Annotated in this window: 13 protein-coding genes; 8 read left to right on the top strand and 5 right to left on the bottom strand. The window is 60.0% G+C overall.

Translation table 11 applies throughout. The annotated features are described in order from the left end of the window. Positions 1–34: 34 nt before the first annotated feature. From ACZ445_RS24815 to ACZ445_RS24805, 3 genes are all read right to left on the bottom strand, one after another. Positions 35–2,338 carry an autotransporter family protein gene (locus ACZ445_RS24815; protein ID WP_179040712.1) on the bottom strand — a complete coding sequence of 768 codons (2,304 nt, stop codon included), beginning with the start codon at positions 2,336–2,338 and terminating at the stop codon, positions 35–37. A 214-nt stretch (positions 2,339–2,552) separates the two neighbouring features. Next, positions 2,553–3,371 carry an alpha/beta hydrolase gene (locus ACZ445_RS24810; protein WP_464708636.1) on the bottom strand — a complete coding sequence of 273 codons (819 nt, stop codon included), beginning with the start codon at positions 3,369–3,371 and terminating at the stop codon, positions 2,553–2,555. 128 nt (positions 3,372–3,499) lie between these two features. Continuing rightward, positions 3,500–5,572, bottom strand: a complete 2,073-nt coding sequence (locus ACZ445_RS24805) for a TerD family protein (RefSeq protein WP_058423349.1) — start codon at positions 5,570–5,572, stop codon at positions 3,500–3,502. A gap of 552 nt (positions 5,573–6,124) precedes the next feature. On the opposite strand from ACZ445_RS24805, the gene ACZ445_RS24800 reads away from it, so the two are divergent. Both ACZ445_RS24800 and ACZ445_RS24795 read left to right on the top strand, forming a co-directional pair. Next, the gene (locus tag ACZ445_RS24800) at positions 6,125–6,817 is read left to right on the top strand and encodes a hypothetical protein (RefSeq protein ID WP_464707686.1); all 693 of its coding nucleotides are present in this window, start codon (positions 6,125–6,127) and stop codon (positions 6,815–6,817) included. Continuing rightward, positions 6,810–7,535, top strand: coding sequence for a Fic/DOC family protein (locus tag ACZ445_RS24795; RefSeq protein ID WP_058423346.1), 726 nt, complete (start codon positions 6,810–6,812; stop codon positions 7,533–7,535). The genes ACZ445_RS24800 and ACZ445_RS24795 overlap by 8 nt, the downstream gene beginning before the upstream one ends. A gap of 47 nt (positions 7,536–7,582) precedes the next feature. On the opposite strand, the gene treR is transcribed toward ACZ445_RS24795, so the two are convergent. Then, positions 7,583–8,287, bottom strand: coding sequence for a trehalose operon repressor (treR, locus tag ACZ445_RS24790; protein ID WP_058423345.1), 705 nt, complete (start codon positions 8,285–8,287; stop codon positions 7,583–7,585). A gap of 238 nt (positions 8,288–8,525) precedes the next feature. On the opposite strand from treR, the gene treP reads away from it, so the two are divergent. The 5 genes from treP (at position 8,526) to ACZ445_RS24765 (ending at position 16,020) form a co-directional block, all read left to right on the top strand. Then, on the top strand, positions 8,526–9,968 hold the full coding sequence (treP, locus tag ACZ445_RS24785) for a PTS system trehalose-specific EIIBC component (RefSeq protein WP_058423344.1): 1,443 nt from the start codon (positions 8,526–8,528) through the stop codon (positions 9,966–9,968). A gap of 134 nt (positions 9,969–10,102) precedes the next feature. Continuing rightward, positions 10,103–11,749: an alpha,alpha-phosphotrehalase gene (gene treC / locus ACZ445_RS24780; RefSeq protein ID WP_310863639.1), complete on the top strand. Its 1,647-nt coding sequence runs from the start codon at positions 10,103–10,105 to the stop codon at positions 11,747–11,749. Positions 11,750–11,818: 69 nt separating this feature from the next. Then, positions 11,819–13,039, top strand: coding sequence for a carbohydrate porin (locus ACZ445_RS24775; protein ID WP_464707685.1), 1,221 nt, complete (start codon positions 11,819–11,821; stop codon positions 13,037–13,039). 183 nt (positions 13,040–13,222) lie between these two features. Beyond that, positions 13,223–15,739, top strand: coding sequence for a phosphoenolpyruvate--protein phosphotransferase (ptsP, locus tag ACZ445_RS24770; RefSeq protein ID WP_464707683.1), 2,517 nt, complete (start codon positions 13,223–13,225; stop codon positions 15,737–15,739). A gap of 2 nt (positions 15,740–15,741) precedes the next feature. Further along, the gene (locus tag ACZ445_RS24765) at positions 15,742–16,020 is read left to right on the top strand and encodes a PTS transporter subunit EIIB (protein WP_464704414.1); all 279 of its coding nucleotides are present in this window, start codon (positions 15,742–15,744) and stop codon (positions 16,018–16,020) included. A gap of 123 nt (positions 16,021–16,143) precedes the next feature. Here the strand turns inward: ACZ445_RS24765 and mltF are convergent, their stop codons facing one another. Further along, complete coding sequence (gene mltF, locus ACZ445_RS24760) at positions 16,144–17,604, bottom strand: membrane-bound lytic murein transglycosylase MltF (protein ID WP_058423339.1); 1,461 nt, start codon at positions 17,602–17,604, stop codon at positions 16,144–16,146. A 287-nt stretch (positions 17,605–17,891) separates the two neighbouring features. On the opposite strand from mltF, the gene purL reads away from it, so the two are divergent. Next, positions 17,892–21,788 carry a phosphoribosylformylglycinamidine synthase gene (gene purL, locus ACZ445_RS24755; RefSeq protein ID WP_464707682.1) on the top strand — a complete coding sequence of 1,299 codons (3,897 nt, stop codon included), beginning with the start codon at positions 17,892–17,894 and terminating at the stop codon, positions 21,786–21,788. Position 21,789 lies beyond the last annotated feature (1 nt).

Genomic DNA, 21,789 nt, shown 5'->3' with positions numbered 1-21,789 from the left:
AGGCCGGTTTTTTCATTTCAGCTGTAGACGTTGATCAGAAGTCGTAACGCACGTTCGCAGTGAAGGTGTCGGCGTCGAAACCACTGCTGGTCAGGTAGTTGTACGTCCCGCCCACGCTCCACGCGCCCACGCGGTAGTTGGCGCCCAGTCCCAGCTCGTAGCTGTCGCGCGCTGGTGTCGCGCCTGTGGTGGTGAACGGGGTGCCGCCGAGCACGAAGGTGGAGGTGGTGCCGGCCTTGTCGCCGATAAAATCGTGCCAGGCCATCAGCTTGGCTTCCGGTTCAAAGCTGCCCACGCCTACGTCAAAAGCGGCCGCCAGGCGAGCACCCAGGCCCATTTCGCCGATTTCGTAGCGCTGGCTGCCGACGTTGAGGGCGGCTGAGCTGCCTTTTTCACGGTACGAGTCAATCGATACATTGGCATAGCGCGCACCGACTTGTGGTTCCAGCAGCCACTGTTTGTCGAGCTGGAACGTGTAGCCTGCCAGCGCGTTGACGCCGAAGATCTCACTGTCGTAGTCGGCCTTGGCGCGGGTGCCGGCGATGTAGCGTTTGGATTCGTTGTCGTTCCAGCCGTACATCAGCGAGGTGTCGACAAAGAAGTTGTCACGGGCCCAGTTGCCGTACAGGGTCAGTGCATGGCCGCTGACGTCGGTCTTGTTGCCCTGGTCGGTTTTCACGTCGCTGGTCAGGTAGCTGTAAGCCAGGCCCACGGTGGTATCGGCATTGAGCTTGCCGTCGGCACCCACGGCGATGCCGTGGGTGTTGGCGTCATAGCCGTCGATACCGTGGCGGCTGTCCTGGTTGGCATCGCTGGACAGCGCTTGCAGCCATACGCCTTGTTCGGCCAGCACGTCACCGGAGGACAGGCCGCTACGCGCTTTGCTGGCGCGGCGGTTGATGGTACTGGCGACCAGGTTCTGGCTGCTGGTGGCTGCGTTGATCGCGCCACGGCTGACGTCCGGGGTCAGGCTTTCGGCCAGTTTGGCCAGTTCTTCGCTGGAGGAGGCGTTGGCGAATTGCTGGAATACCGGGTCGCTTTCGTCCAGTTGGCCCATGAGCGTGTTCTTGAATGGCTTGATGGCGCTCACCGCGTTGCGTGAACCACGGGCGCTCATCAGGTCTTGCGTGATCACCTCATCACTGCGGGTGGCAACCAGTGCTTTCACGTCCTGGCCTTCAATGCCGAAGTTCCTCACCTCAAGCAGCGCCGAGGAGGAAACCACGGACAGGTTCTGCGGGTCTTCCCAGGTGCCAGAGTTGATCAGGGTGTAGCGCGTGCCCTGGGCCGACGTGCGGAAGTCATCGGAGCGCGCCTGCAGTTCGATCTGGCTGCCTGCAGAGAAGAAGGTATTGCCGGTGACTTTCAGGATCGGCGTGTTGGGCAGTGTGTTGTTGTCCAGCAGCAGGCGCAGGCGCGCGGTGGCGCTGTCCAGGTCGAGGTCGCCCACAATCGTGGTCTGCGGGCGAAGCAGCGTCAGGCGGCCATCGCCGATATCAACGTAACCGGCGCGGATGGTCGAGCCATCGAACAGCGTGTCCCCTCGCACCAGCACACCACTCAGGCCCAGCAGATCACCCTTGACCTGACCACCCTCCCAGTAGAAATACGAACGTGGGGCATTGTCGTCCGCCAGAATGGCTGCGGTGCCGCCTTCGATCAGGCCACCTGTCTGCCTGATAGAGAGAGTGTCGGTACCGCCGGAGGTGTCGAGACTGCGAAAGCGGATACCGATCCCGTCAGCCGAGATAGTCCCGCTGTTGTTGATATCACTCTTGGAGGGAGCGCCTGTCATCTGCCCCGTAAAGCGTGCGTTCTCGATGTCGATACCCACAGAGTCGATGCCACGCGCGGTGATAGTGCCCGAGTTATTGATACGCGCCTGGGTCGAGGTGATCAGCATGCCTTCGGCATTGGCGCCTGTCACAGTGATGTTGCCGTTGTTGTTCACTTCACCCGCGATCTTTGCCAGATACAGGTCCAGCCCGACGACGGCGTTACCGCTCACCGTAATGTCGCCACTATTTACCAAGTCACCACCGACGTTGGAATTGAGGGTCATGGCGATACCGGACGGGAAGTCGGTGGGGGTCGCAGCCGTCAGGTTGATTTTGCCCTGGTTGACCAGGTTGCCCGCCAGGGTCACGTTGGTCAGCTCTACACCTGCGTTTTGCGATGTTCCGGTGAAGGTGGCGTTATTGAATACGTCACCGGAGCTGCTGTATGCCCCTGTGCTCAGGTCGTGGTTCAAGTTGGGGGCGGGTACGGCATATGCTGTCGCAGTAGCAGTCGCGACGGACAGCGCCAACAACGAGCGGCGCAGGTGGGAAATGTTCAAGGCAGTATCCTTACAGGGCAGAAACTGACAGGGAACAGCCCACGCGTCAGCGTCTGTTTTAGGCATCCCTGCCAGCTTGTCAGTGAATTGCTGATTCAAGCGCGTGGGAATTTACACGATGCGTGTAGGACAATTCATTACAAAAAGGATCGGTGAAGAAAAAAAGCTAAAAAATGCGACGTCGCCGTGATTTTTTGTAGTTATACAGGGTGGGTCAGCGGGCCTGTTTACCCTCAATCTCAGGATCTCCATGGGGCAATGGCGCTTTAACCCAGTGGCTCCAGGTCGCTTCCCACCCCTTATCATGGCTTGCTCCCCGTACATGGATGTATTCGCAGAGGGGCGAATCAAGCGCCTGTTGGTACCTATCAGCCAACCCACTTGGAATAATCAGGTCCGCTTCGCCGATGAGATGACGCTGGGGTAACAAGGCGAGTCGGCTACGATAGTCCAGCGGATCCAGTAAACCGTCGAGTGGCGACAGGCCTTTCATCGTCGCCCACAGGCGTGGACTGAGATTGCCAGCGAGGGTTTGCACCTGGGTAACGTCATTGCGTTGCGCCGCTAACAGTAATGCGAGCGCGGCGCCACCGGAGTACCCGACCAGTTCGAACTCACTGTTGCCGTAGCGCTGTTTTAATTGATCCAGCGCCTGGCTGAGGCTTGTGACCACTTCCTGAGAGAATCGTCGATGGGTCCAGAGTGCCGATTGACAGGCAGCGGCCCTGACGAACTGGCAGGGGCGTGCCAGGTATGCATTCGGTGTCGGATCATTGATCGCCAGCCGTGGTACCAACAGATTGTGCGGGCTCGGATCCAGGCTGGGTTGAGTGGCCGTCGCCCATGAATGGCCATCGCCTTCCAGGTACACACGCAGGCGCGTCATCTTTTCTGCAGTGTGCGGCGCAAGAAACAAGAGGGGGAAGTTGTGTCCCGGCAGGACCTCCAATTGGCGGTCATGCTCATCAGCCAGGTGTTGCAGTGCCTCACGCGGCGATTGGCAGGCGATGAGAAGCGCGCTGGCCATCACCATCCAGGCTTTGTAGAAGAGGGCCAATGTCCGACGGCGGGGAAAGTATCTACTCATCATATGCCACAACGGATTTTGAGACGTGGTCGTAGAAATGTTTTTCAAGGTGCAGCAAAGGCTGGTGTAGGGTCTTAGAGAAACTGTGATCGAATCAAATCCGTATCGAACGGTGTTATCCCTTGATCAGGTGCAAACACCGACTCTGCTTGCTGCGGTGAAGCCACTCGTTCTCCCCTTGCTCGAACATGTAAATCGAACAGAGTCTCCAAGTCCGGCCTTGGTGTATGTACCAAAGCCCGCAGCATCAACGATACCCCGCGGAGGTTGTTATCGACGTTGTTCCAGCGTGGTGATGAAGTGAGTCCCAGATCGGCCCAAATCATGTGTCGCTCCTGCAAGTCCATCACGAATGGCAGGCAGATAACCGTGTCGGATGCGATATCGATACGGTCGAACACGGATTTGGGCTCGAATACTTCACCCGACGCCGTGTCGGCGCGGGCCATCCAGCCAGCGAAGCACTCTGGAAGATCACAGTACGGCTGCTCGGTGTATGAGTTGATAGACGTAGCGACATAGCGGATACCCTTCTCGACGAGGATATCAAGGTCGAGGTCGATAAACTCCGAAGCGCCTTTCGGTGCGTCGACGATGTCACCACTGTGGTAGCCGCCGTAACCCTTGAGGTTGTAGTAAGCGACCGTTTCTTTGAACACGAAGTTGGCGTCGAAAAATGCTGCGGACAAGTCGATGTCCGTGCGTCCAAGGCCGTTCTTCCACCACAGGAACAGACGAATGAAGCGGGTGTCAGGCATTGGCAATCGACTACCCCGCACCAGCGTACGTAGTGATTTTGATGAGGCACGCTGTGCCAGCGGTACTTTGTATTCGCTTAATGCGGGATCGATGAAACAGCGACCTAGTGGTGGCAGCGACTCAAAACGCTTTACGAGAGCGTCCTCGCAGATTCGGGCTGCACGAGCCAACACGTCCGGTGTCAGAGATTCGCGTCGATCTTTGATGGCAAAGACTTTGGCCAGTGCACCTTTCGGCGTGAAGGCTCGCAGGGGGAGAGGGCGCGGAGAGCGTACCTGGGCCAGTAGTTGCAATAGAACAGGTGAGGATACTTGTGCCGAGACCGCCTCGAACGCGTCTAGAACCAGCTCTGGTTCCGCCGCACGTCGCAGGGTCGCGTCCAGCCGTCGCGCGAACTCACCAGGACGACTCTGTAGTAGGGGCGTAAGCGTGGCGATATTGCGCTGAGCAAATAATGTTTCGACACGTGATCCAAATGAAGCGGGCGCTTCGTTGCGACGCGCTGCCGTGATCGCCGCTAGCGCTCGTGGGTACTTATCGGCGTAGTCGCCCGGATGCAGTACTTCGGCCAGTCGTTTCCATCGCTCAGCATGCCGCATCAGGTCTTCTGCAGCGTTGGGTATGCGGTCGAGCAGGCGCAACAGCAGACGGCGCATCGAGCGTTTCATCGCAGTGAAACGTGTCGACGCGGTCGCCAGTGACACGTCTCCTCCATTCAGGGCAACCGCGAGTCTTAGCACGTCAGTCGCGGTGTCGACGTTTCGCTCTAGAAATGCCTCTATCCGTACATCGCCGGCTACATGCAGGATCAGTGCGCCGCCAACCAATGCACGGATCTCCCGAGACGGCACGACCTCAGGCAGCAGTCGGAACACATCGCTTTTGTACGCTCGGATAAACCAGGCGACATCGGCGGCGTCCTCTTCGGAGAGCGAGGTGCGCGATGAAATCAGTGGTTCCAGGAGTGATTCGAACTCACAAACGCTTCCCGGCTCGATCACGCGAGTTATGAAGTTGCCTTCAAGCATCGCAGGTCGAGCGTGTTCGGTCGGTGGTAAACGTAGAAGCGTGAAGTAATGAATGACGGCGTTAAGGTACAACTCCGCCTCTGAGGCCGTCAGGACTTGCTCTGGAAAGTCAGGATAAAACGGCCTGTGCTGAACATGTGCACCAGTCTGCCGCTGAAGGACCCCGACAATTTCGCCCAGCCAGTGTTTGAGTTCTGTCGCTGACAACCTGCCGATTTGCTCAATCAGAGGTTCTGACAGTACGCATCGGAACGCCGCGACTTCTCGGACAGCCGACGCAACCTGAGCCCGTGTAGCTCCGCCAGTGCCCATTGGTACGTGAACTTTGCTACGGCGACGTAGGAACAGCTCCTGATTCATGCTTGATTTTCTCCCTTGGCCGCCGTGATAAACGAGTTGCAGCGTCGTGCTACAGCTGATGTAAAAACGCCTGCAAGAAGCAGGCGCAGTGTGGAGAGCGAAACCCCTAGGTCATAGGAGGTTAGAAGGAAGGTGTTCCATAGCCACGAGGGCATTCTACGTAGGGTTTTATCTGTTTGTCTTGTCGCTGCGTATTTCAACAGTAACAAGCTGCTTCGCCAGAAGAACAGGAGCCGCTTCACGATCCAGCAGACAATAGAGTTTCATACGCTGCTCATCGGGCTCCACACCATAAACCTCAGAAAAGGGTTGCACCCATTCCTGCCCAAGGATGCGTTCGAGGTATTGCCCACGCCACTTGTCCGGAATGTTAACGGTGCTTTCTTTCCAACTGAGACCCGTACAAACTCTACTTTAAGCTAGGAAGGGTTGGAGAATTTCCTGAGCTTGCCCATAATCGAAACGAAGCAACGCTCCCTTGTTGTTTCTGTTCGAATTAACAAGCTGATGCCATCGCTCACTGTAAGTGGTCGCAATCTTGGAGGCCTGTACATGAAGCTGGAAGAGCGTATGCAGAATGCTATTGATGGCATGCTGGGAAGCGTGATCCTGCGCATGGATGTTTCTGCGCTTGGTGGGCATTCACAGGTATCTGTTGCGTTGGATGAACTCATACGCAAAGGCGTGATCGTCCGCATGGGCATTGGCATCTACGCGAAAGCTTCGTGTCACCCTGATTCGGGAGTTGTCACTCCTATAGCTGACCTTGAAACACTCGCCGTTGAGGTGCTTCAGCGGTTGGGCGTTAGTGCGTTTGTGCAAGTCACCCAATCCGGGTCCGGACGCTCAGTGGTATCAAAAGACGCAAAAATCTGCGTACAGGGTAGCCGCCGAATTCGACGCAAGTTATCGCTTGGTGGGCGGTCAGTGGTTTATGTCAATGAACGCGCCGCTCCCCGGAAACCGAAAAGCTCGGTAAGGCGTCATCCGAAAACAGGTGCCTTGATCATTCCTAAGTCTGGACTACGGCGTTATGTGATGGATCTGGCGGTTTCATGCCAGGTCGCTTATATCAGGACTTACGCAGATGAGTGGGCAGAAAATGTCTCTCGTCTGGCGGGAGATGATATTCGCACTGACGTCATAGAGAACTTGGTCATCGCGCTGAAGAAAGAGAAAAAGGTCACCGGTCTGGAAGCTGTTCACCTGCTCACTAACTACTTGAGGGAAAAGCAGCGTGTTTGACCCATTCAAGGACTTTGACGCGAAGGGCTATCTCAGAAACGTTGTGGGTGAAAAAGACCTCAATATCGTCAAGCAGCTTGAACATGACCTGTTTACGGCGAACCTTGCTGACGCGATGGCCTATTTGGCGAAGAAACGCACGATCAGGTATCGCGACTTTCTACAGGTCCACGCGCTTCTGTTTGGCGATCTTTATCCGTGGGCTGGCACTGACAGGATGACGACTTCACCTGACTTGGCGATCTCTAAAGCAGGCACCTGTTTTTGCCTTCCGTACGAAGCCAAAAGAGCCGTTGACGAAGGGCTTCGTTTGGGGCAAAACAAGGCAGTTCTTAAAACGTCACCGGGGCTGGTGATGGGCTTTTTTGCATACGGGCATCCGTTTCTTGATGGCAATGGAAGAACGATGCTGGTGGTTCATTCAGTCCTCTGTCATCGCGCAGGGTTTTCGATCAATTGGGGCCGGACGGATAAGTCGGCCTACCTATCTGCCTTGAGTCAAGAGATCGAGATGCCTGATAAAGGCATTCTGGATGCGTACTTGAAAAACTTTATCGAACCGCCGCTTGATTCAGGCGCATGGGAAGCCGCTATTCATTCCGTCCGCGGCCTGAATGGCTTAGTGACGACGGACACTGTCGAAGGGCGTTCAGACGATCCTGCGATTTCCCGAAAATATCAGGAGTTTGATCAGCGGCGGGGCTACACCATCGATTAAGGGGGGTGGCTCTCAAGCCGTTAGCCCCCCAAACCTGCGCGTGGATTTTACCGCCGCGCAATATCCGAAAAGTAAAACTTATCCAACGTATGCCGCGACTCGGTGTACTCGAACTGCCGCCCGTCCTGCAAAAACGTCTGGTTGCTTACCACGATCACATGGCTCTGACCCTCAAGGTCCAGGTGCGCCTGGTCGTCCTTGCTGCGCGGCAGGGCTTCGATGGTGCGTTGGGCGTAGGCAATTTGCAGTTGCAGGGTCTGTTCGATAAACGCGTAGATCGACTGCTCGGCAATCGAGCGGTCCAACCCTGGGATCACGTCGGCCACGAAGTGGTTGATGTCGAGGATCACCCGTTTGCCGCCGATGCGCCGTACTCGTTTGATACGGGTGATCAGGGTGCCGGGTTCGGCTTCGATGTGTTGCAGCAGTGAGCCTTCCAGCGGGAGTTGGGTGAACTCGACCACTTCGGTGCGTACGTCGTCGCCCAGGTCGGCGTGGGTTTCGTGGAAGCTGACGATGCCACCGAGTTGGAACTCGATCGGGTTGGGCGACAACACGAAGGTGCCCTTGCCGTGGATCTTTTGCGCAAACCCGCGCTCCTGCAACTGCTCGATGGCCCGACGCACGGTGCCTCGGCTGGCCTGGTAACTGTCCATCAATTCAGTTTCGGAGGGGAGGCGCGTGCCGCGTTGCAGGCGTTCAGTCGTGATGCTGGCAAGCAGATCCGTATAGATCTGGTTGTATTTGCTCATGGGGATGGCTCTTTGCCGGGGTTGCGGTCAAGGCAGGAACCTTAGTGGCCCGGCTGGGGTTTGTCCATTGGACCCTTGGATTTATGCGGTGCGCAGCGGTGCGGCGTCCTACAAAAAATAAACAATATGTAACTCGTACAGACGAGTTGTTGCTTTAACTCGTACAGACGAGTACTTTTGCCCTCGGCGTGCTGCCAATGACTGCCCCCAATAAAAAAAACCAAAGTGGAAACCAAGCATGAGCCACGACTATTCGACTATCGCCCGCGAGATTCTCGAGAACCTCGGGGGTAGCGACAACCTTGAGCAAGCTGCCCACTGCGTGACCCGCCTGCGCCTGGCGCTCAAGGACCCGAGCCTGGTCAACGGCAACGCGCTGAACCAGGTCGATCTGGTCAAGGGCTCGTTCTTCACCGGTGGATTGTTCCAGGTGGTGATCGGCCCCGGCGAAGTGGAGAAGGTCTACGCCGCCCTGCGTGAGCAGACCGGCCTCGCCGCCGCGACCATCGCCGACGTGAAGAAGAAGGGCGCCGACAAGACCAACGCCATGCAGCGTCTGGTGCGGGTGTTCTCCGATGTGTTCATGCCGATCCTGCCCGCGTTGATCATCGCCGGCCTGTTGATGGGCGTGAACAACCTGATGGGTGCCAAGGGCATGTTCATCGAGGGCAAGACGCTGCTGGAGGCGTATCCGAACCTGGATGGCCTGTGGAGCCTGATCAACCTGATGGCCAACACCTCGTTTGTGTTCCTGCCGGCCCTGGTGGGCTGGTCGGCGGCCAAGCGGTTTGGCGGCAGTGAAATCCTCGGCATCGTGCTCGGCCTGATGCTGGTGCACCCGGACCTGCTCAACGCCTGGAACTACGGCAAGGCGGTCGCTGGTCTCGACGGCCAGAGCCTGCCGTACTTCGATATCTTCGGTTGGTTCAAGATTGAAAAAGTCGGTTACCAGGGGCAGATCCTGCCGATCCTGATGGCGGCCTACGTGATGAGCGTCATCGAGAAATGGCTGCGGGCGCGAGTGCCCAACGCTATTCAATTGTTGGTCGTACCGATCACTACCATCGTTGTCACTGGCGTGCTGGCCCTGGCGATCATCGGCCCGGTGACCCGTCACCTCGGCATCCTGATCACTGAAGGCGTGGTCACCCTGTTTGACCTGGCGCCGATGGTCGGCGGGGCGATTTTCGGCCTGCTGTATGCGCCGCTGGTGATCACCGGCATGCACCACATGTTCCTCGCCGTGGACCTGCAACTGATCTCTACCCAGGGCGGCACCTTTATCTGGCCGATGATCGTCATGTCCAACCTGGCCCAGGGCAGCGCCGCGCTCGGTGTGTTCTACATGACCCGCAATGCGCGGGACAAAAGCATGGCCTCGACCTCGGCGATTTCTGCGTATTTCGGCATCACCGAACCGGCAATGTTCGGCGTGAACCTGCGCTTCAAGTTTCCGTTCTATGCCGCGCTGCTCGGCTCGGCACTGGGCAGCATTTTCCTGTCGCTGAACAAGGTCCAGGCGTCGGCCATCGGCGTCGGTGGCTTGCCTGGATTCATTTCGATCATTCCGCAGTACATCCCCAGTTTTGTGATCGGGATGGTGATCGCGATTGTCGTGCCGTTCGTTTTGACCTGTGCGTTGAGCATGAAGATTGTTCGGCCTGGGTATCGCGTCGCCTGAACCGGCGCAATCGGGGTGTAGCCCCCTCCCACATTGGAACGCATTTCAAATGTGGGAGGGGCGGTGCGACGACTCGACTTGCCCCCGATGAGGCCCCAGAGGCCTGCTCAAAAAATCAACTGAAGGAGCCCACCATGCAAGACTGGCAACACTCGGTGATCTACCAGATCTACCCGAAAAGCTTCCACAGCCACGCGGGTAACGCCACCGGTGACCTGCTGGGCATCGTGGACAAGCTCGACTACCTCAAATGGCTGGGCGTCGACTGCCTGTGGATCACCCCGTTCCTGCGCTCGCCGCAACGCGACAACGGCTACGACATCAGCGACTACTACGCCATCGATCCCAGCTACGGGACCATGGCCGACTGCGACCTGCTGATCAGCGAAGCGGCCAAGCGCGGCATCAAGCTGATGCTCGACATCGTGGTCAACCACACCTCCATCGAACACGAGTGGTTCCAGCAGGCGCGCAGCAGCCTCGACAACCCGTACCGCGACTTCTACATCTGGCGCGACCAGCCGAACAACTGGGAATCCAAGTTCGGCGGCTCGGCCTGGGAGTACGAGGCGCAAACCGGCCAGTACTTCCTGCACCTGTTCGACCACACCCAGGCCGACCTGAATTGGGACAACCCCAAGGTGCGCGCCGAAGTGTTCAAGCTGATGCGCTTCTGGCGCGACAAGGGCGTGGGCGGTTTCCGCCTGGACGTGATCAACCTGATCTCCAAGCCCGCCGATTTCCCCGAGGACAGCACGGATGGCCGGCGCTTCTACACCGACGGCCCGAACGTGCACGAATACCTGCAGGAAATGCACCGCGAAGTCTTCGAAGGGCATGACCTGATCAATGTCGGCGAGATGTCCTCCACCAGCCTCGAGCATTGCATTCGCTACTCGAATCCTGCGTCGAAAGAACTGTCGATGACCTTCAACTTTCATCACCTGAAAGTCGATTACCCGAACCTGCAGAAGTGGGTAAAGGCCGACTTCGATTTCCTGCAACTCAAGCAGATCTTCTCTGACTGGCAACTGGGCATGCAGGCCGGTGGTGGCTGGAACGCGTTGTTCTGGTGTAACCACGATCAGCCGCGGGTGGTCTCGCGCTTTGGCAACGACGGCGAGCATCGCGTGGTCTCGGCCAAGATGCTCGCCACCGCGCTGCACTTTCTCCAGGGCACGCCGTATGTGTACCAGGGCGAAGAGTTGGGCATGACCAATCCGGGCTTCGACCGGATCGAGCAGTACCGCGATGTGGAGACTTTGAACATCTTCCGCCTCAAGCGCGATGCGGGGGAATCCGCGGCGTCGAGCATGGCGGCGATCATGCAGAAGTCCCGCGATAACAGCCGTACGCCGATGCAGTGGCATGTCGGGGAGAACGCCGGTTTCAGTACCGGTGAGCCGTGGATCGGCATCCCGGCCAATGCGGCGCAGATCAACGTCGAAAGCCAACTGGATGACCCGGACTCCGTGCTGCATCACTACCGCGCGCTGATTGCATTGCGTCGTCACGAACCGCTGATCCAGACCGGCGTTTATCGGCCACTGCTGCAAGACCATTTGCAGGTCTGGGCGTACCTGCGCGAAGGCCAGGGCGAGCGCTTGCTGGTGCTGAACAACTTCTACGGGGAACCCTGCGAAATCCAACTGCCGGACAACGTGATCAACCAGGCGACCGAGCAACGCCTGCTGATCAGCAACTACCCCGACTGCCCGGTGCGAACGGGCACGGTTGCATTGCGTCCTTACGAATCGTTCGTGCTGCACCTCAAGGACTGAGACCCGCTGTAACCCCGTGTGGGAGCACGGGGCGCTGCAAAAAACATAATAAAAAAATCGGAGTGCTTCATGAAAACAATAATAAAGCTGGGCCTCGTTGCGTCTTGCCTGGGCCTGCCGTTCGGCGCTCAAGCCCTGGAATTTGCCGGTTACCTGCGCAGCGGCGCGGGCACTTCCACGGGCAGCGGCCCGCAGCAGTGCTTCCAACTGCCGGGGGCGCAATCCAAGTACCGCCTGGGTAACGAATGCGAGCAATACGCTGAGCTGGAGCTGCGCCAAGACCTGCTCACCCTCGACGACGGCTCGGTGCTCAGCGTCGATGCCATGGCATCGCTCTACAACAAGTACGACCGCGCGCTGAAGTTCCAGGGCGAAAACAACGGCACCGCGCGCATGCCGCAGATGTATGCGCAGTGGTCCAACCTGCCAGCCCTTAATGGCGGTTCGCTGTGGGCCGGCCGGCGTTACTACAAACGTAACGACATCCATATCTCCGACTTCTACTACTGGAACCAGAGCGCCACGGGCGGTGGTATCGAGGACGTGCTGATCGGCGACCTCAAGTACAGCTATGCCATTTCCCGCAAGGACAACCTGTACCAGAAGGAATACGCCACCCGTCACGACTTCAACGTCGCGGGCTTCAAGACCAACCCCGGCGGCGAGCTGGAACTGGGCCTGAGCTACATCGAAAAAGCCGGCGGGCGCGACACCAACAGCGGTTGGGCGCTCACCGCGCAGCACGTGCAAAAACCTTTCCTGGGCGGCAAGAACAAGTTCGCCTTGCAGTACGGCGAAGGCCCCGGCACCGGCCTGGGTTACACCGGCAATACCTTCCTGGACAACAGCAGCAAAAGTTACCGCGCCGTGGAGTTTTTCGATTGGCAGGCGACCCCGCGTTTCGGTGGGCAGATCGAAGCGGTGTACCAGAAGGATATTCGTCCGGGCAGCCAGGACCAGACCTGGATGTCCCTCGGTGTGCGTCCGGCGTACGCCATCAGCGAACAGTTCAAACTGGTCGCCGAGCTTGGGCATGATCAGGTCGAGGCTACGGGCGGGACGCGCAAACTGAGCAAATTCACCTTCGCTCCGACCTGGTCGCCCAAAGGCCCGGATTTCTGGGCGCGGCCGGAGGTGCGCTTGTACTACACCTATGCCACCTGGAACGAAGCGGCCAAACGTGCGGCGAATGAGTTGGCGGCGGGATCGGCGTTGTCCGATACCGGCTCGTATGGCACGGCGCGGCATGGCTCGAACTTCGGCGTGCAGGTCGAGTACTGGTGGAAATAGATGTTTGGGTGTACGCGGACAAAATGTGGGAGGGGGCTTGCCCCCGATGACGGTGTACCAGCCAATAAATGCCTGTCTGAAACACCGCTATCGGGGGCAAGCCCCCTCCCACATTTTTCCCTGTCACCCTCAGGATTTGCATCCACCCAATGATATTTACAGAACACAACAACAGGTGACGTCATGACCACAACTCAACCCCTGGAATTGCTGGCGCCCTTGTCGGGTGTGCTGCTGGCGCTGGACAAGGTGCCCGACCCGGTCTTCTCCAGCCGCCTGATCGGCGATGGCCTGTGCATCGACCCGACGTCGCAGACGCTGTGCGCGCCGCTGGCCGGGGTGATCAGCAATATCCAGAACAGTGGCCATGCCGTCAGCATTACCGACGACAATGGCGTCCAGGTGCTCATGCACATCGGCCTGGACACCGTGAACCTGGCGGGCAAGGGTTTCACCCGGTTGGTGCAGGAAGGCCAGCGGGTGGAGGCCGGGCAGGCGCTGATCGAATTCGATGCCGACTATGTGGCGCTCCATGCGCGCAGTCTGCTGACCTTGATGCTGGTGGTCAGCGGCGAGCCGTTCAGCGTGTTGGCCACCGATAGTGTGGCGGTCGGCCAGCCGCTGTTGCAGTTATCCCCAGGTGAAGCCGTTGACACAGTGGACGAAGAGGAGGGCGACGCACTGTTCTCCAAACCGCTGACTTTGCCCAATGCCAACGGTTTGCACGCCCGCCCGGCGGCGGTGTTCGCCCAGGCCGCGAAGGGCTTCAAGGCGAGTATCTACCTGCACAAGCAAACCCAGAGCGCCAACGCCAAATCGCTGGTAGCGATCATGGCGCTGCAAACCGTGCACGGCGACACGTTGCAGGTGAGCGCTGCGGGTGAGGATGCCGAAGTGGCGATAAAGGCGCTCGTGGCCTTGTTGGCTGAAGGTTGTGGCGAGGTAGTGGCGAGCGTTGCCGAGCCGTTGGCAACGCAGTCGTCGGCGACCGTGCTAGGGGGCGTGTGTGCATCGCCGGGGTCGGCGTTTGGCCAGGTGGTTCAAGTGACTGAACCTGAGTTGACCATCACTGAACATGGCACGGGTGAAGCCACTGAGCGTGCTGCTTTGAAGCGTGGCCTGCTGGCTGCCACTGAGGCATTGCAGGCGCTGCGGGACAAGGCTGCTGGCAGTGCCCAGGCCGAGATTTTTCGCGCTCACCAGGAATTGCTCGAAGACCCGACCTTGCTGGAACAAACCCACAGTTTGTTGGCGGAGGGCAAGAGCGCCGCGTTTGCCTGGAACAGTGCCACGTTCGCGACCGTCAAGCTGTTCCAGGGGCTGGGCAATGCGCTGATCGCCGAACGTGCGGCAGACCTGGCGGACGTCGGCCAGCGCGTGCTGAAACTGATCCTGGGCATCCAGGACAGCGCCTGGGACTTGCCGGAGCGCGCGATCCTCATCGCCGAGCAATTGACCCCTTCGCAGACGGCGAGCCTGGATACCCGCAAAGTGCTGGGGTTCGTCACGGTCGGCGGTGGCGCGACCAGCCACGTCGCGATCCTGGCCCGTGCCCTTGGTCTGCCGGCCATTTGCGGTGTTTCCACCCAAGTGCTGGGGTTGGCCAACGGCAAGCAGGTACTGCTCGACGCTGACAAAGGCGAGCTGCACCTGGAGCCGAACCTGGCCGAGATCGAGCAGTTGGAGGCGACTCGCAAGCAACAGGTGCTGCGCCATCAGCACGATGTGGCGCAGGCGTCGTTGCCCGCCACCACCCGCGACGGCCATCACGTCGAAGTCACCGCCAACGTGGCCTCGTTGCAGGAGGTGGAGCAATCCCTGACTCTCGGCGGTGAAGGCGTCGGCCTGCTGCGTTCGGAATTCCTCTACCTGGACCGCAATCGTGCGCCAGGCCCCGATGAACAAGCAGCCACCTACACGGCCATCGCCCGTGCCCTGGGCACCGAGCGCAACCTGGTGGTGCGCACCCTGGACGTCGGTGGCGACAAGCCGTTGGCCTATGTGCCGATGGATGCCGAAACCAACCCGTTCCTCGGCCTGCGCGGTATACGCCTGTGCCTGGAACGTCCTGAGCTGCTGCGCGAACAATTCCGTGCGATCCTCGCCAGTGCCGGTTTTGCGCGGCTGCACATCATGTTGCCAATGGTCAGCCTGCTGTCGGAGCTGCACCTGGCGCGCAAGATTCTGGAAGAGGAAGCGCTGGCGCTGGGGCTTACCGAGCTGCCGAAGCTGGGCATCATGATTGAAGTACCGTCCGCCGCGCTGATGGCGGATGTGTTCGCGCCCCACGTGGACTTTTTCTCCATCGGCACCAACGACCTGACTCAATACACCCTGGCCATGGACCGCGACCACCCGCGCCTGGCCAGCCAGGCCGACAGCTTCCACCCGGCGGTGCTGCGCCTGATTGCCACCACCGTCAAGGCCGCCCATGCCCATGGCAAGTGGGTAGGGGTGTGCGGTGCGCTGGCCTCCGAAGCGCTGGCCGTGCCGGTACTGATCGGGCTGGGCGTGGACGAGTTGTCAGTCAGCGTGCCGTTGATCCCCACCATCAAGGCCACCGTGCGCGAACTGGACCTGGCCGACTGCCAGATCATCGCCCGCCAAGTGTTGGGCCTGGAAGAAGCCGCCCAAGTGCGTGAGGCCCTGCACCAATATCACGCAGCTACCGTTGAAACCTCACCTGTCATGGAGCTTTGAGCATGTTCGAGAAATTGCAGCGGGCGTTCTGGAAGGCCCTGACGCCGGATTTGATTGCCGAGACCGTAGCAACACCGACGCAGAGTCTATTGCCGGCCGAAGTAATCAGCGCGTTGGGCGGCGCGGACAACCTCAAGTCGCAGCAGCGTGTGGCGCTGACGCGGGTGCGGGTGCAGTTGCAGGATGTGGCGAAGGTGGATGCTACGGCCTTAAAGGCAGCGGGGGTGCCAGGTGTGATGGTGCTGACGGGCGCAGTGGTGCATCTACTCACCGGCCTTTGAGCCAGCTCGAGATCCAAATGTGGGAGGGGGCTTGCCCCCGATTGCAATGTATCTGTCAGCTTAGTTGTAACTGACACACCGCTATCGGGGGCAAGCCCCCTCCCACAGGGTTTTGCTGTGTTCTTACAACTGTGGGTTATCTTCCGGCGGCTTGGTCTTGTCGATACCCGGCACATGCAAGTTGCCTTCGACCACCTGGTTGCCCTCCAACTGCGGCTGGGTCACCCAGGTGAGGATGTCGTAGTAACGCCGGATGTTCGCCACAAAGTGCACCGGCTCACCGCCTCGCGCATAGCCGTAGCGGGTCTTGCTGTACCACTGCTTCTGCGACAGGCGCGGCAGCATCTTCTTCACATCCAGCCACTTGTTCGGGTTCAAACCTTCGCGCTTGGCCAGCGTACGCGCATCTTCCAGGTGACCGGTGCCGACGTTGTAGGCGGCGAGCGCGAACCAGGTGCGATCCGGTTCGGCGATGCTGTCGTCCAGTTCATCCTTGATCTTGGCCAGGTATTTGGCGCCGCCCATGATGCTTTGCTTGGGGTCCAGTCGGTTGGACACGCCCATGGCCTGGGCAGTGTTCTGGGTCAGCATCATCAGGCCGCGCACGCCGGTCTTGGAGGTGACGGCTGGCTGCCACAGCGATTCCTGATAGCCGATGGCCGCCAGCAGGCGCCAATCGACCTTTTCTTCCTTGGCATAGGCGCGGAAGTGTTTCTCGTACTTGGGTAAACGCTGCTGCAGATGCTGGGCAAAGGTGTAGGCGCCCACATAGCCGAGCACGTCGACGTGCCCGTAGTAGCGGTCTTTCAGGCGCTGCAACGTGCCGTTCTTCTCGACTTTATCCAGGTAACTGTTGATCTCGTTGAGCAAGCTGTTGTCGTCGCCCGGCGCCACGGCCCAGCTCTGGTTGCTGGCATCGCCGAGGTCGAACGCCACGCGCACGTTGGGGAAGTACACCTGGTTCATCGCCACTTCGTTGGAGTCCACCAGAGTCAGGTCGATTTGCCCCTCGTCCACCATGCGCAGCAGGTCGACCACCTCAACGGCGTCGGATTCTTCGTATTCAATCGCAGGATTCTGCTTTTTAAGCGCCGCCAATTGTTCGGCGTGGGTGCTGCCCTTGAGCACCATGATCTTCTTGCCCACCAGGTCCGCCGCGTTCGTGGGGCGGGACTGACCATTGCGGTAGATGATTTGTGGGGTGACTTCCAGGTAAGGGTGGGAGAAACGCACCTGCGCCTGGCGCTGTTCGCTGCTGACCAGGCCGGCGGCGGCAAGGACCGGGCCGTTGGGTTTGCCCAACTGGCCGAACAGGTCGTCGAGGTTGTCGGCGGTCTCGATCTCCAGCTTCACGCCCAGGTCGTCGGCGAAGCGCTTGACCAGTTCGTACTCGAAACCGGTTTCACCGTTGCGGTCCTGGAAATAAGTCGCGGGACTGTTCCGGGTGATCACCCGCAATACGCCATCCTCCTTGATTCGCTCGAGCGTGCTGGGTTTATCAACACAGGCGCTGAGCATCAGGAAGAGTCCGGTGGCGATGAGCCATTTGGCGCATCGCGGTCGCAAAGCCGTTGGGGAGAACATCTGCGCAGTATACGCAAACGGCCCACGGCGCCATATCTCGACAGCGTGGGCGTTGTCTGCTAGCGCCGGAAAAACTGTGCTGCAACCCGCAGAAACGCGGCTTGGCGAGGGATTGTGACGGTTAAAATAACTGCGCCGAATGCCCCCTATGACCCCGCGAAAGGGGTGTAATCCGGCCAACTGACGTTCGGCGGCAGCCACCGGTAGCGTTTCGGGTGCCGTTGGCGGCGGTTTACGCTAGAATGCACGGCCTCAAAGCACACCCCCTTCCCGAGGCTGTCCCGAAGATGTTGATCCTGCGCGGCGCTCCTGCCCTTTCTGCCTTTCGCCACAGCAAACTCCTTGAGCAACTGAGCCAGAAGGTTCCAGCTGTTACAGGCCTGTACGCTGAATTTGCTCACTTCGCCGACGTTACCGGCGTATTGACCGCCGACGAACAGCAAGTGCTCGCACGCCTTCTGAAGTACGGCCCAAGCGTTCCGGTCCAAGAGCCTGATGGCCGCTTGTTCCTGGTGCTGCCACGGTTCGGCACCATCTCGCCCTGGTCGAGCAAGGCCAGCGATATCGCCCGCAACTGCGGCCTGGAGAAAATCCAGCGCCTGGAGCGTGGTATCGCTTTCTATGTCGCCGGCCAGTTCAGCGATGCCGAGGCCGAGCTGATCGCCAGCAGCCTGCACGACCGCATGACCCAGATCATCGTCAGCCAGCTGGAACAGGCTGCCGGCCTGTTCAGCCACGCCGAGCCCAAGCCGCTGACCGCGATTGACGTGCTCGGCGGTGGCCGCGCCGCCCTCGAGAAGGCCAACACCGAGCTGGGCCTGGCCCTGGCCGAAGACGAGATCGACTACCTGGTCAACGCCTTCAATGGCCTCAAGCGCAACCCGCACGACATCGAACTGATGATGTTTGCCCAGGCCAACTCCGAGCACTGCCGTCACAAGATCTTCAACGCCAGTTGGGACATCGACGGCGAAAGCCAGGAAAAAAGCCTGTTCGGCATGATCAAGAACACCTACGTGATGCACAGCGAAGGGGTTCTTTCTGCTTATAAGGACAACGCCTCGGTGATCGCCGGCTCCGTCGCCGGCCGTTTCTTCCCGGACCCTGAGACCCGCCAGTACGGCGCGGTGCAGGAGCCGGTGCACATCCTGATGAAGGTCGAGACCCACAACCACCCGACTGCAATTGCCCCGTTCCCGGGCGCAGCCACCGGTTCCGGCGGCGAAATCCGCGACGAAGGTGCCACCGGCCGTGGCGCCAAGCCCAAGGCGGGCCTCACCGGTTTCACCGTGTCCAACCTGCAGATCCCGGGCTTCGAACAGCCGTGGGAAGTGCCGTACGGCAAGCCTGAGCGCATCGTCACCGCGCTGGACATCATGATCGAAGGCCCGCTGGGCGGCGCTGCGTTCAACAACGAATTCGGGCGTCCGGCCCTGACCGGTTACTTCCGTACGTTCGAGCAGTCCATCACCACCCCGCGTGGCGATGAAGTGCGCGGTTACCACAAGCCGATCATGTTGGCCGGCGGCATGGGTAACATCCGTGAAGAACACGTCAAGAAGGGCGAGATCCTGGTCGGCTCCAAGCTGATCGTGCTCGGCGGCCCGGCGATGCTGATCGGCCTGGGCGGCGGCGCAGCTTCCTCCATGGCCACCGGCACCAGCTCGGCAGACCTGGACTTCGCGTCCGTACAGCGCGAAAACCCAGAGATGGAACGCCGCTGCCAGGAAGTCATCGACCGTTGCTGGCAGTTGGGTGACAAGAACCCGATCAGCTTCATCCATGACGTCGGCGCGGGCGGCTTGTCCAACGCCTTCCCGGAACTGGTCAACGATGGCGACCGGGGTGGCCGCTTCGAATTGCGCAATATTCCAAACGACGAGCCGGGCATGGCCCCGCACGAAATCTGGAGCAACGAATCCCAGGAACGCTACGTACTGGCGGTTGGCGCAGAAGACTTCGCACGCTTCCAAGCCATCTGCGAGCGTGAGCGCTGCCCGTTCGCCGTAGTCGGCGAAGCCACTGCCGAGCCGCAACTGACGGTCACCGACAGCCACTTCGGCAACAGCCCGGTGGACATGCCGCTGGAAGTGCTGCTGGGCAAAGCCCCGCGCATGCACCGTTCGGCTGTGCGTGAAGCCGAGCTGGGCGATGGTTTCGACCCAAGCCAACTGGAACTGGCCGACAGCATCGAACGTGTGCTGCACCACCCGGCCGTGGCGAGCAAAAGCTTCCTGATTACCATCGGCGACCGCACCATCACCGGCCTGGTGGCCCGTGACCAAATGGTCGGCCCGTGGCAGGTTCCGGTGGCCGACGTTGCCGTCACCGCCACCAGCTTCGACGTCTACACCGGTGAAGCCATGGCCATGGGCGAACGTACGCCGCTGGCCCTGCTCGACGCACCGGCGTCAGGCCGCATGGCCATTGGTGAAACCCTCACCAACATCGCTGCGTCGCGCATCGGCAAGCTGTCCGACATCAAGCTGTCGGCCAACTGGATGTCCGCTGCCGGCCACCCGGGTGAAGATGCGCGCCTGTACGACACCGTCAAGGCGGTCGGCATGGAGCTGTGCCCTGAGCTGGGCATCACCATTCCGGTGGGCAAGGACTCCATGTCCATGGCCACCCGCTGGAACGAAGACGGCACTGACAAGAGCGTCACCTCGCCGCTGTCGCTGATCGTCACCGGTTTCGCGCCGGTCACCGACATCCGCCAGACCCTGACCCCACAACTGCGCATGGACAAGGGCACCACCGACCTGATCCTGATCGACCTGGGCCGTGGCCAGAACCGCATGGGCGCCTCGATCCTGGCGCAGACCCATGGCAAGCTCGGCAAGCAGGCACCGGACGTCGACGACGCCGAAGACCTCAAAGCGTTCTTCGCCGTGATCCAGGGTCTCAATGCCGACGGCCACCTGCTGGCTTACCACGACCGTTCCGATGGTGGTCTGCTGACCAGCGTCGTCGAAATGGCCTTCGCCGGTCACTGCGGCCTGAACATTGTGCTCGACAGCGTTGCCGAGGATGCGGCCGAGATCAACGGCATCCTGTTCAACGAAGAGCTGGGTGCGGTGATCCAGGTGCGCCAGGACGCTACCCCGGACGTACTTGCACAGTTCAGCGCCGCCGGCCTGGACGACTGCGTGGCGGTGATCGGCCAGCCGATCAACAACGGCGAGATCAATATCTCGTTCAACGGCGACACCGTGTTTGCCGGTCAGCGCCGTTTGCTGCAACGCCAGTGGGCCGAGACCAGCTACCAGATCCAACGCCTGCGTGACAACGCCGACTGCGCCGAGCAGGAATTCGACGTGATCCTGGAAGAAGACAATCCGGGCCTGAGCACCAAGCTCAGCTTCGACGTCAACCAGGACATCGCCGCGCCTTACATCAAGAAAGGCATTCGCCCACAGGTTGCCGTGCTGCGTGAGCAGGGCGTCAACGGCCAGGTGGAAATGGCGGCCGCGTTCGACCGTGCCGGTTTCAATGCGATCGACGTGCACATGAGCGACATCCTCGCCGGTCGCGTTGACCTCAACGAGTTCAAGGGCCTGGTGGCCTGCGGCGGTTTCTCCTACGGCGACGTGCTGGGTGCCGGTGAAGGCTGGGCCAAGTCGGCCCTGTTCAACAGCCGTGCGCGTGATGCGTTCCAGGGCTTCTTTGAGCGCAACGACAGCTTCACCCTGGGCGTGTGCAACGGTTGCCAGATGATGTCCAACCTCAGCGAGCTGATCCCGGGCAGCGAGTTCTGGCCGCACTTTGTGCGCAACCGTTCCGAGCAGTTCGAAGCCCGCGTTGCCATGGTGCAGGTGCAGGAGTCCAACTCGATCTTCCTGCAAGGCATGGCCGGTTCGCGCATGCCAATCGCCATCGCCCACGGTGAAGGCCATGCAGAGTTCGCCAGCGAAGAAGCCTTGCTGGAAGCCGACTTGTCCGGTTGCGTGGCCATGCGTTTCGTCGACAACCACGGCAAGGTCACCGAGACCTACCCGGCCAACCCGAACGGCTCGCCGCGCGGGATCACCGGCCTCACCAGCCGCGACGGTCGCGTGACCATCATGATGCCGCACCCGGAGCGTGTATTCCGCGCCGTGCAGAACTCGTGGCGTCCGGAAGAGTGGAACGAAGACGGCGCCTGGATGCGCATGTTCCGCAACGCGCGCGTGTGGGTGAACTAAG

It is taken from the genome of Pseudomonas allii (genome assembly GCF_055380095.1).
This window is presented reverse-complemented; position numbering and strand designations above follow the sequence as displayed.

What these genes read in the sequence shown, in the direction of transcription:
- ACZ445_RS24810 (WP_464708636.1), bottom strand. Translation starts at nt 3,371, where the DNA reads ATGGTGATGGCCAGCGCGCTTCTCATCGCCTGCCAATCGCCGCGTGAG.
- ACZ445_RS24805 (WP_058423349.1), bottom strand. Translation starts at nt 5,572, where the DNA reads ATGAATCAGGAGCTGTTCCTACGTCGCCGTAGCAAAGTTCACGTACCA.
- ACZ445_RS24800 (WP_464707686.1), top strand. Translation starts at nt 6,125, where the DNA reads ATGAAGCTGGAAGAGCGTATGCAGAATGCTATTGATGGCATGCTGGGA.
- treR (WP_058423345.1), bottom strand. Translation starts at nt 8,287, where the DNA reads ATGAGCAAATACAACCAGATCTATACGGATCTGCTTGCCAGCATCACG.
- treP (WP_058423344.1), top strand. Translation starts at nt 8,526, where the DNA reads ATGAGCCACGACTATTCGACTATCGCCCGCGAGATTCTCGAGAACCTC.
- treC (WP_310863639.1), top strand. Translation starts at nt 10,103, where the DNA reads ATGCAAGACTGGCAACACTCGGTGATCTACCAGATCTACCCGAAAAGC.
- ACZ445_RS24775 (WP_464707685.1), top strand. Translation starts at nt 11,819, where the DNA reads ATGAAAACAATAATAAAGCTGGGCCTCGTTGCGTCTTGCCTGGGCCTG.
- ptsP (WP_464707683.1), top strand. Translation starts at nt 13,223, where the DNA reads ATGACCACAACTCAACCCCTGGAATTGCTGGCGCCCTTGTCGGGTGTG.
- ACZ445_RS24765 (WP_464704414.1), top strand. Translation starts at nt 15,742, where the DNA reads ATGTTCGAGAAATTGCAGCGGGCGTTCTGGAAGGCCCTGACGCCGGAT.
- mltF (WP_058423339.1), bottom strand. Translation starts at nt 17,604, where the DNA reads ATGTTCTCCCCAACGGCTTTGCGACCGCGATGCGCCAAATGGCTCATC.
- purL (WP_464707682.1), top strand. Translation starts at nt 17,892, where the DNA reads ATGTTGATCCTGCGCGGCGCTCCTGCCCTTTCTGCCTTTCGCCACAGC.